We start from the raw sequence: 13,908 nt of genomic DNA on the forward strand, positions 1-13,908 counted from the left end.
TCAGGCCTCCGAACGGTCGGTGTCTTCGACCGAGTGAGAGTCGACTATTTCCTCAATGTCGGCCTTCGCGTCGGAATCGATCGTATCCAGTACGTCCCGGAACCTCTCGGCCTCCTCCGCCGAGAGTGTCCCCGTCAGGTCCAGCAGCGACGACCGTTTCATGTGTTCGAATCCTCGCTCCGGCGAAAAGAGCGTTACCCCGGCAGAATCTCGGTGAGCACCCGCGACTCGATCTTCCGGAGGTGTTCGCCGACCGTCACGGGGGCCAGATCCAGTTCGGCGGCGATGTCCTCGTAGGTGGCCTCGCGGGGCACGTCGTAGTAGCCCAACTCGGCCGCCGTAAGTAAAATTTCCTGCTGGCGGTCGGTGAGCATGGAAAACAGCTGGCGGTCGTCGGGGTGGTACTCCCGCATCGCCTCCAGTTCCACGTCGACGCTGTCGGGGACGACCGCGAGCGCTTCGGTGATCGTCTCCTGATCGCCCATGCCGGTGATCCGGATGCCGCCATCTGAGAGGCACTCCACGGGGGTATCGACGACGATGCTGTACTCCTGCATCGCCCGAAAGAGGGCGTCGACCAGTTCGTTCGGTCGGAAGTGGATGTAGGAGTGGAGTTTCGAGCCCTCGCGGGAGACGCTGTACTCCAGCACGTCCTCGTGGTCGTCCATCAGCTCCCGGGCGCGGTCGAGCGGGCCCCGGGACTCGTAGAGAAAGACGATAGTCCCGTCGTCGAGCTGGTTGAGGTGGTGGATCGCGACCCGCTGGAGCTCCGGATCGTCCACGATCGCCTGCTCGGCCGGGTGAAAGCCCTCCCGGTCCGGCCGCAACACCATCTCCACGTAACGCATGACACTCGCTAACGGCCGATCCCATATGGGTGCGACGGTTGCCTCGGCCGGCGAGTTCCAGCCCACCTCTCACCACATCCGGACCCGTTCTATTGGGGTCTTATAAATGACCCACTGATGATTTGCACCACGGATAGGGAACTCGTGTCGAACAGTTGGGTGTACGATGACACAGGTAGAGGACGACAGCCGCGAGATGCGACTCGACCCGGACTCGTTCGCCCAGGGGTACTTCAAAAACGCCGTCTACCGGCACTGGGATCCCTACGAGATCGAGGGGCTGGAAGCAGACAAAGAGAAGATGATCGACTACGGGCCGACTGAGGCCGAATTCGACGAACTCCGGACCGCCATCGCCCGCTTCGGCGCGGGCGAGGAGGCCGTCACGGAGGACCTGATGCCGCTGGGAATGGTGCTCGAAGACATCGACGACCAGATGTTCCTCTCCAGCCAGATCTACGAGGAGGCCAAGCACACCCAGTTTTTCGACCGGCACTGGCGGGAGGTCATCAACCCCGTCGCCGAGGAGCTGGGCTACGAGGTCACCAACCCGACCGACCAGCGGTACTTCAACGACGACTACATCGCGCTGTTCGACAAGACCGAAGAAGCGATGGAGCGCCTGCTGACCGACGACACGCCCGAGAACCGGGTCCGGGCGTACTGTCATTACCATCTGGTCGTCGAGTCGGTACTCGCCCAGACCGGCTACTACGGCTTCCAGTCGGCCTTCTCCGACCAGGGCTCAGACGAGGTCACAGACGAGGACTTCCCCAACTCCGAGGGCCTGGTCGAGGGTATCGCCAAGATCCGCTCGGACGAGGGTCGCCACGTCGGTTTCGGGATGAACAAGGTCCGGGGCTACGTCCAGTCCGGCGAGGTCAGCGAGGACGTGGTGCAGGAGACGCTCCAGAGCCTGATGCCCCACGTCGCGGGCACGTTCAGCGACCTCACCGAGAGCCTGAACCCGGGGCCGCTCGTCGCGTACTCCCGCGACAAACTCACCCGCAGAATCGAGATCATCACCGACGCTGACGCCGAAGTCCCTGACGTCCACGAACTCGTCGACATGGACGAGAGCGCGGCCGCTGCGGACTGAACCGAAACCGGATCCCCCGACCACGAATTCCCAACCGCGAACTCCCCCAACTACACGCTCCCGACACCACGCCCGTTCCCACTCCCGACGATCCTCCACGGGTCCCGAACCCCCACTTCGGGACCGCTCACTCTCGTTCCCACACACTCCCGACCGGTGGGTCGATCGTTCTCGGATCGAGTACCGAACCATATTTCCCGTGTCCCGCCGGCCCCGCTGTATGGACGAGCAGTTGCTCGCCGTAATCGTCGGGGCCGTGCAGGGCGCGCTGGAGTGGTTGCCGGTCTCCAGCGAGGGGACGGTCGCCCTCGTCTTGAACCTGCTCGGCAACGCCGACCCGGAGGCGGCGGTCGGCTACGCGCTCTTTCTCCACGCCGGCACGGCACTGGCGGCGACGGTCTACTACCACGGCGAGATCGACGGCGTGTTGCGGACGCTCCCCGACCTCTCGGCCGACGACCCGTTCGGCGAGGGGACTGCCGACGTATCCTTCCTGATCGTCGCGACGCTGTCCTCGATGGTCGTCGGGCTGGCGGCCTACACGGCACTCGAAGCCCTCGTGTCGGAACTGGCCGGCGGCGCGTTCGTGGCGCTGATCGGCGCGCTGTTGATCGTGACGGGTATCGTCCAGAAGGTCGCTGAATCCCGCGGTGGAATCGACCGCCGGACCGACCCCGACCTGTTCGACGCGCTGGCAGTCGGCGGCCTGCAGGGGCTAGCGATCCTCCCCGGCGTCTCCCGATCGGGGACGACGGTCAGCGCCCTCCTCCTGCGGGGTCACGACGGCGTCGACTCGCTGCGGCTCTCCTTCCTGCTGGCCATCCCGGCGTCGCTCGGCGCGGGACTCCTGACGTTCGACGGGCTCGGAATCTCTCCGACTGCGGCGGTGACCGCGCTCGCGGTGAGCGCCGTCGTGGGCTATCTCACGGTGGGGGCGCTGGTGGCGCTGGTCCGCCGGGTCGCCTTCTGGGGGGTCTGCGTGGGGTTCGGCACGCTGGCGCTCGTCGGCGGTGGCCTCCTGTTGGTCTGAACGCCGGTCGCGTACAATCTCTGAGAACGACCCGACAACGTTTATCTTTCAGAGCGGGGTAGGTATCGACGAGTTCGACCGGTCACATGTATCGGAGCCAGCGCGCCCGTCGGGACGGTGATCGCCCGTGAGCGACGCCGAGCAGAAGCTCCTGGACGCACAGGGCGATTTCCTCTACGCCGTTCGGGGCGGAGAGGTCGACCGGGAGGCGGACTGGCAGTCCTGCCGGATCGTCGTGACGAACAAGCGGCTGGTGCTGTCGACGCGCGGGAACAAACAGACGGTACCGCTGTCGAAGCTCTCGCTGGTCGACGAGCCGCCCGAGATCGCGGCGACCGAACACGTGACCGACTTCACTGCTATCCGGGTGGGGAGCGCGGTCATCTTCCTGACGTTGCCCGACGCAGCGTTAGAGGAGACGATCTGTCGGGCGACGTTGCACGACGAGATCGTCCTCGTCAAACACCCGGCCGTCGAGGGGGGTGTCGTTCAGGACACCGACTGGGAGAAAGCGAAGTTCCGCTACGTCGACGAACGGATCAAGATGGCCCTCTCGGACGGGCGGGTGGCCATCGACGTGGACAACGTCGGGAGCATCGACACCTCCCAGTCGACGGTGCGAGGCACCGACCGCACCGTGATCGCGGTCGAACACACCGAGGGCGACATCAGCGTCGAGACCCACCTGACGGGGACGGAACGGCACACGCGGGCGCTCGACTCGCTGTTTACCAGCGCCGTCGAACGCAACGAGGGCGATCTGGACGAACTGGACGACATGGAGAGTCAGGTGCTGATGGCCCTCTATTCCGGAGTCTCGCCGTTCGAGATGTCCGATTTCGTCGGGATCCCGCCCGACGAGGTCGAGGAGATCTACCAGCGCCTGCTGGAGATGGGCGCGGTCGACGAGGTGCGTACCCGGACCGAAGTCGCGCTGAACGCACGTGGGAGAAATCTGGCAAGCGATGCCATGAGTGATGAGTAGCCGGCCACTAACCCGTTCGATGTTTGCGTAATAAAGTGACTAACGGCCGGAACAGTGTGAAACGAGAGTGTGCCAGCCGGAAGGTTGAAACGGGCCGCCGGCAACCATTCGGTATGAACGTCAGCACGGCGGTCGTCCTCGCTGCCGGTGAGGGGACCAGGTTGCGTCCGCTGACGCGTAACCGCCCGAAACCGATGTTGCCCGCCGCCAACCGCCCGATCCTCGAACACGTGTTCGACGCCCTGGTCGAGGCCGGCATGGATCAACTCGTCTGTGTCGTCGGCTACAAACACGACCGGGTGCAGGACCACTTCGGCCCGAGTTATCGGGGCGTCCCGATCCAGTACGTTCGCCAGCACAAACAGCTCGGGAGTGGCCACGCCCTCCTGCAGGCCCGCGCGGCCGTCGACGGCCCGCCGCTGGTCGTCAACGGCGACCGACTCATCGAGGCCTCGATGGTCGAGGCCGTTGCCGAGGGGTTCGAGCGCCACGAGCCCGCCGCCGCGCTCGCGGTGATGGAACACCCCGACGCCGGCCAGTACGGCGCGGTCGTCCTCGAGAACGACGAACTCACCGAGATCATCGAGAAACCCACCACCGGCGAGTACCGGCTGATCAACGCCGGCATCTACGCCTTCGACGCGAGTATCTTCGACGAGATCGCCGACACGCCCCGTTCCGCGGGGGAACTCGCCCTGACCGACACCATCGCCCGCCTCGCCGAGCGCGAGCGAGTGAGAGGGGTCCGCTGTGAGGGGATGTGGGTCGACGCGACCTACCCGTGGGACCTGCTGACCGTCGCGCGCACGGTGCTGGCGCGGGGGAAGGTCGACGTGTCCCGGCGCGAGGATAGCGTCTGGGTCCACGACGAGGCCCGCGTTCACGACGCGGCGACGCTGCGCCCGCCCGTGGTCGTCGGACCGGACTCCGAGATCGGCCCCGGAGCCGTCGTCGGCCCGGACGCCGCGCTGGGGTACAACGTCACTGTCGGCGCGAACGCGACCGTCGAGCGCACAGTACTGGACGCCGACGCGCGGGTCGACGCCGGGAGCGTGCTGATCGACACCGTGACCGGACAGAACGTCGACGTTGGCGCGGGATCGGTCGTCCCCGGTGGGCAGGCCGACGTCCGCGTCGGCAACGAGGTCTTCGAGGACCAGCGCCTCGGCGCGGTGCTGGCCGACCGGGTCACCGCCGACGGCGACGTGAGCTTCGACCCCGGGACGCTGGTGGGCCCGTCGGCCCACCTCCACACGGGGGCCCACGTCCGCGGGCAGATCCCCGACGGCGCGGAGGTGATGCGCTGATGTGCGGGATCATCGGCTGTGCCGGCCGCGACGGGGAGACCCTCGACGTGCTGGTCCACGGGCTCTCGAAACTCGAATATCGGGGCTACGACTCCGCCGGCGTCGCGCTCGCCGGCGATGGGCTGGACGTGTGCAAGACCGCCGGCGAGATCGACGACCTCCGGGCGGCACTCGAAGAACGCTCGCCCGCCGGCTCGGTCGGGATCGGCCACACCCGCTGGAGCACCCACGGGCCGCCGACCGACGAGAACGCCCATCCCCACCTCGACTGCAACCGCGAGGTCGCGGTCGTCCACAACGGGATCATCGAGAACTACCAGGAGCTCCGCGACGAACTCTCGACGGCCGGCCACGAGTTTCGCAGCGACACCGACACCGAGGTCCTCCCGCACCTGATCGAGGACGCGCTGGGTGACGGGGCCGACCCCGAAGACGCGGTCCGGCAGGCCATCGCGCGACTGGAGGGAAGCTACGCCGTCTCCGTCGTCATGTCCGGTGTCGACCGGATCTTCGCGGCGCGCAACGACTCGCCACTCGTCCTGGGAATAGATCAGGATGCCTACTACCTCGCCAGCGACGTGCCCGCGTTCAGGGACCACACCGATCGTGTCGTCTACCTCGCCGACGGGGAGTTCGCCGTCCTCGACGCCGACGGCTACCGGGTGACCACCCTCGACGGCGAACCGGTCGAGAAGACCGAGGACACCGTCGACTGGGACCCCGAGGAGACCGGCAAGAGCGGCTACGACCACTTCATGCTCAAAGAGATCCACGAACAGCCCCGGGCGCTCCGGCAGTGCCTGCGAGGCCGGGTCGACGAGCTCGCCGGCGAGGTCGACCTCGCCGATCTCGGTGATCTCTCACCGCGGGGGATCCAGCTCGTGGCCTGTGGGACGAGCTACCACGCGGCTGTCTACGCCGCCCAGCTGTTCCAGCAGGCCGGGATTCCGGCGCAGGCGTTCCTCGCCAGCGAGTACGCCACCAGCCCGCCGCCCATCGGGGACGCGCTGGTGATCGGCGTCACCCAGAGCGGGGAGACCGCCGACACACTCTCGGCGCTCCGTGAGGCTCGCAAACGCGGCGCGCGGACGCTCGCGGTGACCAACACGGTCGGCTCGACGGTCGCCCGGGAGTGCGATCACGCGATGTACATCCGGGCCGGGCCGGAGATCGGCGTCGCCGCGACCAAGACCTTCTCCAGCCAGATCGCCGCGTTGAACCTGCTCGCGCTGGCGATTACGAGCGTCGGGGACGCCCGCGAGGTCATCAGCGGCCTCCGGGACTTGCCTGGGGCGGTTCAGGAGATCCTCGACACCTCCACCGCCCAGGAGATCGCCGAGGCCTACCGCGACGCCGAGTCCTATTTCTTCATCGGCCGCGGACTCCACTACCCGGTCGCGCTGGAGGGCGCGCTGAAGATGAAGGAGATCACGTACAAACACGCGGAGGGCTTCGCCGCCGGCGAACTCAAACACGGACCGCTGGCGCTGGTGACCCAGGATACGCCCGTGTTCGCGATCGTCACGGGTGACGACGAGCAGGCGACCAAGACCGTCGGCAACGTCAAAGAGGTCGAGGCCCGGGACGCGCCGGTCGTGGCGGTCACCGACGGCGCGAGCGACGTGGTGCGGTACGCCGACCACGTCCTCGAGGTGCCCGACACCCACCGCCGCGTGGCCGCCGTCGTCGCGAACGTCCAGCTCCAGCTCGTGGCCTACCACACCGCCGATATGCTGGGGCGCTCCATCGACAAGCCACGCAACCTGGCGAAAAGCGTCACCGTCGAGTAATCAGTCGCGGTCGTCTGTGTCGTCGTCTTCTTGCTCTACTCTGGGACGCTCGGTTGCTCGTCCCGGCGGCTCCGGCGGCTCGAGAACGGCCCGGAGGAGGCGACCGGGCCGTGTTTCCGCCAGTTCCGACGCCGACAGGGATACCTGTGTCGCCAGCACGGCGAACCCGAACAGGAGTGCCCGGATGCGGAGTCCGGTCTGCCCGAGATCACCGACCACCAGAGAGAGCGCCGTCTCGACTAGCACCGCGACTGCCACGACGACGCCGAGTGCGCGTACCGGCGCGTCCGCGACGGCGTCGACCGAGGCCTGTGCGCCCGACCCCTCCCACGCACAGGAAAGCGGCGTCACGATGCGGTCCAGCAGTCGGATGATCGGGCCGACGGTGTAGGTCTCCCGCAGATCGATGACGATCACGTCGGGGTCGGGTTCGGCGGTCAGCCAGCGATACGTCCACGAGGCGCGAATCCAGTCGCCGACGGTGCTGGCGGCACCGCTAATTCTGGACTCGGCGGTCGCGACGGCGAACCGGTCCGAGAGCCCGTCGAAAAACTGGACGAGCCGGGAGTTCCCGGCCCAGTCGCTGACCGTGTTGTAGAGGTGTGCGACGACTGATTCCTCGTGGCCTGAGGACTCACCCATTCGTCTCGAAATCGAGGACGGTTCCGCGAAGGGTAACGCTGTCGAACTCGAGCGTGACCTGCCGACCGTCCGAGAGCGGCCGGTCGTGGAACCGGAGTTCCGAGCCGGACCGGCGTGCGGTCGCGTCGACGGTCAGGGTCACGTCTCGCTCGCGGGGGTGATCGCGGACGACCAACTCGCCGGCGTCGGTCGGGACGACGACCCGCGCGGGACTGGTCGCCACGTCGACGATTCGCGCCGTCGCGCCGGGGTGGCGCGCTTCGAGTCCCGCGGTGACGCCGTCGGCGACTTCGGGCCGAACGCCCTCCCAGGCCACGGTCATCGTGACGTTCGCGGGAGCACCGGGGGAATCGTGCGAGCCGACGGTTTCGACCGTGCCATTGAGGCCTTCCACGGCGTTCGTCCGGAGCGGTATCCTCGACCCGGTCCGGAGTGTCCGGTCGGCGAACTGCGACTCACTGCCGACGACGCGTGTTGCGAGGGTCACGCCGAGGCGGAGTCGGCGGACGTCGCTCCCGTTCGTCGGGAGCGAGGCGACGGATTCGACCGTCGCGAGGGTATGATTACCGACGCTGTATCGGTCCCCTGCGTCGACCGCTGCGGCCGTCGCGGCGTCGACGGTGGTCGTGACCGAGACCGGGGTTTGCTCCGTCCGGAACGTCGACTGATCGTCGCCGACGGACTCGACCGCTGCCTCCGTCTGGTAGTCGTCGCCGACCACGGTGACGGTTCTGCCGGCCCGCAGCGGAGCTCCGCCAACGGCCGTTCCCTCGGGATAGGCGATTCGCGCGAACACGTTGACCTGTCCGTCCGGTGCGCCGGTCAGATGAACGTCGGTGACGTTTACGGTCCCGCTGGATCCGTCGAACGTGACGTTCTGCCCGGATCGAATCGCCGACGCTGACGAGGTCGGTTGCTGCCCGAGTGCGACCGTCGCGTAACGGATGTCTGTGTCACCGCCACCGTCGTTGGATCCCGCCAGTCCACCGCCGCCGGTCACCAGGGCGACGCCAGCGGCGACCACCGCCAGCACGACCAGTACGACGAGCGCGTCGACCACGTTGACGTGGCCGAACAACCGTCCCTCCTCGTCGATCAACTCCATCGGTTGTCACCCGCGTCGCAAGCCGGCGGTATAGTGGTTTCGACCGGTTCGCCGGCCGACGCTCCCGTGTCGCCCCTCACGACCGTCACCATCTGTGACAGATCACAAACTATTTAGCCGCGCACGGTTACTCGCAAGGTGAGTAACTAATGACGATACTCGTCACAGGCGGTGATGGCTACGTCGGGTGGCCCACCGCGCTACGGATCGCGACACGGACGGACGACCGAGTGCTGGCCGTCGACAACTTCGCGCGCCGGGACTGGGTCGAAGAGGTCGGCTCGACCAGCGCCGTCCCGATCGGCTGGATGGACGATCGTCTCGCTGCGGCCCGGGAGGCCCACGACGTGCACAACCTATCCTTCGTCCAGGGCGACCTCGTGGAGAAGGAGTTCGTCGACGAACTCCTCACCGTCCACGAACCGGACGTGATCGTCCACACCGCGGCCCAGCCCTCCGCGCCCTACTCCCAGATCAACGGCGAGCGGGCCAACTACACCCAGCACAACAACATGCAGGCCACCCGGAACCTCGTCTGGGGCCTGGAAGAGCACGATCTCACCGACACGCACTTCGTCGAGACCACGACGACGGGCGTCTACGGCGCCCCGGAGTTCCCCATCCCCGAGGGCGGTGCTGTCATGGAGAATCAGGGCGAGCGCGACGAGGTGCCGTTCCCGGCGGAGGCGGGGAGCTGGTATCACCTCACCAAGAGCCACGACGCGGCGAACCTCCGACTGGCCCAGTCGCAGTTCGACATCCCGATCTCGGACGTGCGGACGGCCATCGTCTACGGCACCGAGACCGACGAGACCCGGGCGGACGACCGCCTGAAGACTCGCTTCGACTTCGACTACTACTTCGGCACCGTCGGCCACCGCTTCTGTGCCCAGGCCGTCGCGGGCTACCCCGTCACGGTCTACGGCAAGGGCGAACAGCGCAAACCGTTCATCTCGCTGGAAGACACCGTCGAGGGTCTCGCCCGCATCGCGCTCGTAGACCCCGACGAACGCCCCGACGACCTGACCGTGTACAACCAGGTCACACGGGCAATCAGCATCGTCGAGATCGCCGAGACCATCGCCGACGTGGGCGCCGAGTTCGACCTCGACGTGGCCGTCGAGCACTTCGAGAACCCCCGCGACGAGGACGAGACCCACAAGATGGAGATCGAGAACGACCGGTACATGGAACTCATCGGCGAGCAGGCCCAGGAGTTCGAGGGCGGCGTCCGGGACATCTTCGAGACGCTGACCCGCTACACCGAGACCATCGAGGCCCACGAGGATCGGTTCCTCCCCGGCGTGCTGGAAGACGAGGACTGACGGATGGACGTGCTGGTCACCGGCGGCTGTGGCTACATCGGCAGCGCGCTACTCCCGATGCTCCGGGCCGACGACGACGTGGAACGGGTCGTCGTGCTCGACTCGCTGTCGAACGGCTCGCCCCGCGCCCTGCTTGGAACCCTCGGCAACGGGGACCGGTCCGAGGTCGACTTCCAGCGGGGCGACGTACGCGAGTACGGTGACGTGGAGAACGCCATGCGAGACGTGGACACCGTGATCCACCTCGCGGCGATCACCGGCGCGGCCAGCACCCACGACCGCCGCGCGGAGACGCTGGCGGTCAACTACGACGGCACCGAGAACGTCCTGAAGGCCGCGGGCAAACTCGGCGTCGAGAACGTCGTCTCGGCCTCCTCCTGTAACATCTACGGCCGGGCGATGAGCCGCGACATCGACGAGTCCGTGGAGCCGGACCCGATCAACCCCTACGCCGAAGCCAAGTACGAGGCCGAGTCCCTCCTCGCGGAGTACTGCGAGGACCACGATATGCGGGGGACCGCCCTGCGGATGAGCACCAACTTCGGTTACTCGCCGGGGGTGCGCTTCAACCTCGTCGTGAATCACTTCGTCTTCCGCGCGCTGACAGGGCGGTCGCTGACCGTCTACGGCGACGGATCGAACTGGCGGCCCTTCATCCACGTCGAGGACGCCGCCGCGGCGTACAAACACGCCGCCTGCAACCCCGAGGACTGGGAGCAGGAGGTGTACAACGTCGGGACCAACGAGGGCAACTACCGGATCAGCGAGATCGCGGATCTGATTCGCGACGAGGTCGGCCCCGTCGACGTGACCTACCTCGAAGACGAACACCCCGGCCCGTCCTATCACGTCAACTTCGACCGGCTAGGGGAGACCGGGTTCGAGCCCGAGTGGTCCCTGCGGGACGGTGTGCGGGATCTGGCCGATCGGTTCACCGGCGAGGCGTGAGCTTCGGGCCGCGCGTTCAGTACTCGGTCCAGTCGACGATCTGCACGTCGTCGATACGTTCGAAGTGATCGACGTTCGCGGTCAGCACGGGTAGTTGCTCCGTCCGACCCGTCGCGGCGATGTAGATGTCGTGCAGGTCGTCGAGACGCTGACCGCTCGACTGCAGGTCCGCGATTATATCGGCCGCCGCGACGGCAACGGGTCTGGTTACCGGGATGACCTCGAACCGTGAACAGAGCCGTTCGAGTTCTTCGACGGCTTCGTGGTGAGCGTCCGTCCCCTGTTCGTACTGTTTGTTCACCCCCAGACGGAGTTCGGTCAGTGTGACGGCGCTTACGGCGTGTCGCCCCTCGTCGTCGAGTTTCTCGACTTTCCGGTCGACGCCCCCACGGTCGATGTCGACGAGTGGCGACGTATCAACGAGTTTCATCGTCCAGTCGATCCAGTGTCCCTTCACTCAGCCGGCCGATGTCCTCCTTTACCTGCTCGTGTGTCCCCTCCTCGAAGATCTTCTGACCGGTAACGTCGGCCAGTTTTCCACCGGCTTCGAGTCGCTCCTCGATGACCTCGCTGAAACTTCGATCCCCCTTCTCCCGCTTCAGTTTCCGGTATACGTCGTCGGAGATTGAGATGTTCTTGCTCATATTTTACGTATGGGTGTTTGTACCCAAAACTGTTGCGGCAGGTCGAGTGACGGTTCCGCGATAGGGATGTCGACTCTCGACTACCAGAACGATTCGTTTTTCCCGACGCCCCCGATACGCGCGGCATGGACCGACTTCGCGAGTCGCTGCACGAGGCTCCGATCGTCGACAAGGACGGCTACGAGTACCTCGTCCACCCGATCAGCAACGGGGTCCCGATGCTCGACCCCTCGCTCCTCCGGGAGGTCGTCGTCGAGGTGATGCAACGGGCCGATCTGGACGTCGACAAGATCGTCGCGCCCGAGGCCATGGGCATCCACCTGGCGACCGCCCTCTCCCTGCAAACCGACATCCCGCTGGTGGTCATCCGCAAGCGGGCCTACGGCCTGCCCGACGAGGTGGCCCTGCACAAGTCCACGGGCTACTCCGAATCGGAGATGTACATCAACGACGTCGAACCCGACGACCGCGTGCTGATCGTCGACGACCTGCTGTCGACCGGCGGAACCCTCGCGGCCATCTGTGAGGCACTGGACGGCATCGGTGCGGACATCGCCGACATCGCCGTCGTCATCCGGAAGGTCGGCGACTCGGCGATGGACGACGTGGACCACGAGGTCCAGAGCCTCGTCGACATCACCGTCGACGACGGCGAGGTCACGATCCACTGACGGCGGCCCGCTTCTTCTCCACGTCCGACACGTCCCATCGAGATGTAGAGGCCCTCGTGCGGTGTCGAAACGCGCCGGTGCGGTCGATGACGAAAGTCCTATGACACGATATCTGCTGGGTAGGGGTATAGATGCCAACGGAGACAGACGGGGAGATCGATCTGGACTACGAGCGCGACGACAGGCCGCCGTGGCCGAAGTCGCTGCTGCTGGGGCTCCAGCACGTCGCGGTGATGATCGTGCCCGCCACGGCGGTGGCGTTCATCGTCGCGGACGCGACGGGGATCGGGGCGACCGACACCGCCTATCTGGTGCAGATGGTGTTGCTGTTCTCGGGGCTAGCGACCATCGTCCAGGCCTACGCGCTGGGCCCGGTCGGGTCGCGCCTGCCCATCATGATGGGGACGAGTTTCACGTTCGTCGGCGCGGCGACGACCATCGGCGTCGAGTACGGACTCGCCGCCGTCTTCGGCGCGATACTGGTCACCGGCTTCTGGGTGGAGGGGCTGGTCGGCTGGCAGTTCAAACGTATCAAACCCTTCTTCCCGCCGCTGGTGACGGGGCTCGTCGTCGTCATCATCGGCCTGTACCTGATCCCGGTCGGGATGGACTACGCGGCCGGGGGCGTCGGCGCGGCCGACTACGGGTCGATGACGAATCTGGGGCTCGCCGGGCTCGTCCTCGGCATCGCCGTGTTGCTCAACATGTTCACGAGCGGCGTGATGCGCCTGCTGAGCGTGCTGGTCGGGATCGCCGTGGGCTACGTCGCTGCCGTCGTGGCTGGCGTCGTCGATTTCAGCGCCGTCGCGCAGGCGAGCTGGGTCGCACTCCCCCAGCCCGGTGCCTTCGGCTTCGAGTTCGAGCCGGTCGCCATCGTCACCTTCGCCTTCCTCTTTCTGGTCTCGGCGATGGAGACCGTCGGCGACATGTCCGGCGTCACGGCGGCCGAGGGTCGACAGCCGACCCACGAGGAGTTCCGGGGCGGCCTCCTGACCGACGGCCTGCTGAGTTCGATCGGCTCGCTGTTCGCCACCTTCCCCGTCACCTCCTTCTCGCAGAACGTCGGCATCGTCAACTTCACGGGCGTGATGAGCCGCCACGTCGTCGGCGTCGGCGGCGTCATGCTGGCAGTGCTGGGCTTCAGCCCGAAGGTCGGTGCGGTCGTCACGACCATCCCCCAGCCGGTGTTCGGCGGCGCGGTCCTGCTGATGGTCGGGATGGTTGCCGCCTCCGGCGCGCGCCTGATCTTCCTGCACACCGATCTGGACCGGCGGAACATGGTCATCATGGCCGTCGCGCTCGGCCTCGGGCTGGGCGTCGCGACTCGCCCGGAAGCTCTGCAGGGCCTGCCTACAGCCGCCGAGACCTTCTTCGGCGAACCGGTGATCCTGACGGCGCTGTCGGCGTTGCTCCTCAACACGTTCGTCCCCGGCGAGCAGAGTCCGCTGTTCGACGCCGCGCCCGACGAGACGCCCGCCGAGTCGATGGGGCTCGTCTCCAACGACGATTAGCAG

At 66.7% G+C, this 13,908-nt stretch carries 15 protein-coding genes; 9 read left to right on the top strand and 6 right to left on the bottom strand.

Annotated features, from left to right (window positions below):
• Together BV210_RS19885 and BV210_RS11155 are read right to left on the bottom strand one after the other, a co-directional pair.
• Complete coding sequence (locus BV210_RS19885) at positions 1–162, bottom strand: hypothetical protein (RefSeq protein WP_157525977.1); 162 nt, start codon at positions 160–162, stop codon at positions 1–3.
• A gap of 32 nt (positions 163–194) precedes the next feature.
• Complete coding sequence (locus BV210_RS11155; RefSeq protein ID WP_077206741.1) at positions 195–848, bottom strand: helix-turn-helix domain-containing protein; 654 nt, start codon at positions 846–848, stop codon at positions 195–197.
• A 166-nt stretch (positions 849–1,014) separates the two neighbouring features.
• Here BV210_RS11155 and BV210_RS11160 point away from each other — a divergent pair, with 166 nt between their 5' ends.
• The 5 genes from BV210_RS11160 (at position 1,015) to glmS (ending at position 7,059) form a co-directional block, all read left to right on the top strand.
• Entirely contained in the window at positions 1,015–1,947 is a 933-nt protein-coding gene (locus BV210_RS11160; RefSeq protein WP_084802619.1) for a ribonucleoside-diphosphate reductase, read from the top strand.
• A gap of 220 nt (positions 1,948–2,167) precedes the next feature.
• A complete protein-coding gene (locus tag BV210_RS11165; protein ID WP_077206742.1) occupies positions 2,168–2,977 on the top strand; it encodes an undecaprenyl-diphosphate phosphatase in 810 nt (269 codons plus the stop codon).
• Between the two features lie 127 nt (positions 2,978–3,104).
• Positions 3,105–3,962 carry a CheF family chemotaxis protein gene (locus BV210_RS11170; RefSeq protein WP_077206743.1) on the top strand — a complete coding sequence of 286 codons (858 nt, stop codon included), beginning with the start codon at positions 3,105–3,107 and terminating at the stop codon, positions 3,960–3,962.
• Positions 3,963–4,075: 113 nt separating this feature from the next.
• Positions 4,076–5,269, top strand: coding sequence for a bifunctional sugar-1-phosphate nucleotidylyltransferase/acetyltransferase (glmU, locus tag BV210_RS11175; protein ID WP_077206744.1), 1,194 nt, complete (start codon positions 4,076–4,078; stop codon positions 5,267–5,269).
• Positions 5,269–7,059 carry a glutamine--fructose-6-phosphate transaminase (isomerizing) gene (gene glmS / locus BV210_RS11180; protein WP_077206745.1) on the top strand — a complete coding sequence of 597 codons (1,791 nt, stop codon included), beginning with the start codon at positions 5,269–5,271 and terminating at the stop codon, positions 7,057–7,059. The genes glmU and glmS overlap by 1 nt, the downstream gene beginning before the upstream one ends.
• On the opposite strand, the gene BV210_RS11185 is transcribed toward glmS, so the two are convergent.
• Both BV210_RS11185 and BV210_RS11190 read right to left on the bottom strand, forming a co-directional pair.
• Positions 7,060–7,701 (bottom strand): hypothetical protein, encoded by a 642-nt coding sequence (locus BV210_RS11185; protein WP_077206746.1) that lies wholly within the window; start codon positions 7,699–7,701, stop codon positions 7,060–7,062.
• Complete coding sequence (locus tag BV210_RS11190) at positions 7,694–8,806, bottom strand: DUF4330 domain-containing protein (RefSeq protein WP_077206747.1); 1,113 nt, start codon at positions 8,804–8,806, stop codon at positions 7,694–7,696. Before BV210_RS11190 ends, BV210_RS11185 begins: the two co-directional genes overlap by 8 nt.
• Positions 8,807–8,955: 149 nt before the next feature.
• Between BV210_RS11190 and BV210_RS11195 the strand changes: the two genes are divergently transcribed.
• Together BV210_RS11195 and BV210_RS11200 are read left to right on the top strand one after the other, a co-directional pair.
• Positions 8,956–10,131: an NAD-dependent epimerase/dehydratase family protein gene (locus tag BV210_RS11195; protein WP_077206748.1), complete on the top strand. Its 1,176-nt coding sequence runs from the start codon at positions 8,956–8,958 to the stop codon at positions 10,129–10,131.
• A gap of 3 nt (positions 10,132–10,134) precedes the next feature.
• On the top strand, positions 10,135–11,079 hold the full coding sequence (locus tag BV210_RS11200) for an NAD(P)-dependent oxidoreductase (RefSeq protein WP_077206749.1): 945 nt from the start codon (positions 10,135–10,137) through the stop codon (positions 11,077–11,079).
• 16 nt (positions 11,080–11,095) lie between these two features.
• Here the strand turns inward: BV210_RS11200 and BV210_RS11205 are convergent, their stop codons facing one another.
• Together BV210_RS11205 and BV210_RS11210 are read right to left on the bottom strand one after the other, a co-directional pair.
• Positions 11,096–11,509, bottom strand: coding sequence for a type II toxin-antitoxin system VapC family toxin (locus BV210_RS11205; protein WP_077206750.1), 414 nt, complete (start codon positions 11,507–11,509; stop codon positions 11,096–11,098).
• The gene (locus tag BV210_RS11210) at positions 11,496–11,723 is read right to left on the bottom strand and encodes an antitoxin VapB family protein (protein ID WP_077206751.1); all 228 of its coding nucleotides are present in this window, start codon (positions 11,721–11,723) and stop codon (positions 11,496–11,498) included. The genes BV210_RS11205 and BV210_RS11210 overlap by 14 nt, the downstream gene beginning before the upstream one ends.
• Before the next feature lie 125 nt (positions 11,724–11,848).
• Here BV210_RS11210 and hpt point away from each other — a divergent pair, with 125 nt between their 5' ends.
• Both hpt and BV210_RS11220 read left to right on the top strand, forming a co-directional pair.
• Complete coding sequence (gene hpt / locus BV210_RS11215) at positions 11,849–12,394, top strand: hypoxanthine/guanine phosphoribosyltransferase (protein ID WP_077206752.1); 546 nt, start codon at positions 11,849–11,851, stop codon at positions 12,392–12,394.
• 131 nt (positions 12,395–12,525) lie between these two features.
• Positions 12,526–13,905, top strand: coding sequence for a uracil-xanthine permease family protein (locus tag BV210_RS11220; protein ID WP_077206753.1), 1,380 nt, complete (start codon positions 12,526–12,528; stop codon positions 13,903–13,905).
• The last annotated feature ends 3 nt before the right edge of the window (positions 13,906–13,908 follow it).

Origin of the sequence: Halorientalis sp. IM1011 (assembly GCF_001989615.1) — an archaeon.
Taxonomy (GTDB): Archaea; Halobacteriota; Halobacteria; order Halobacteriales; family Haloarculaceae; genus Halorientalis.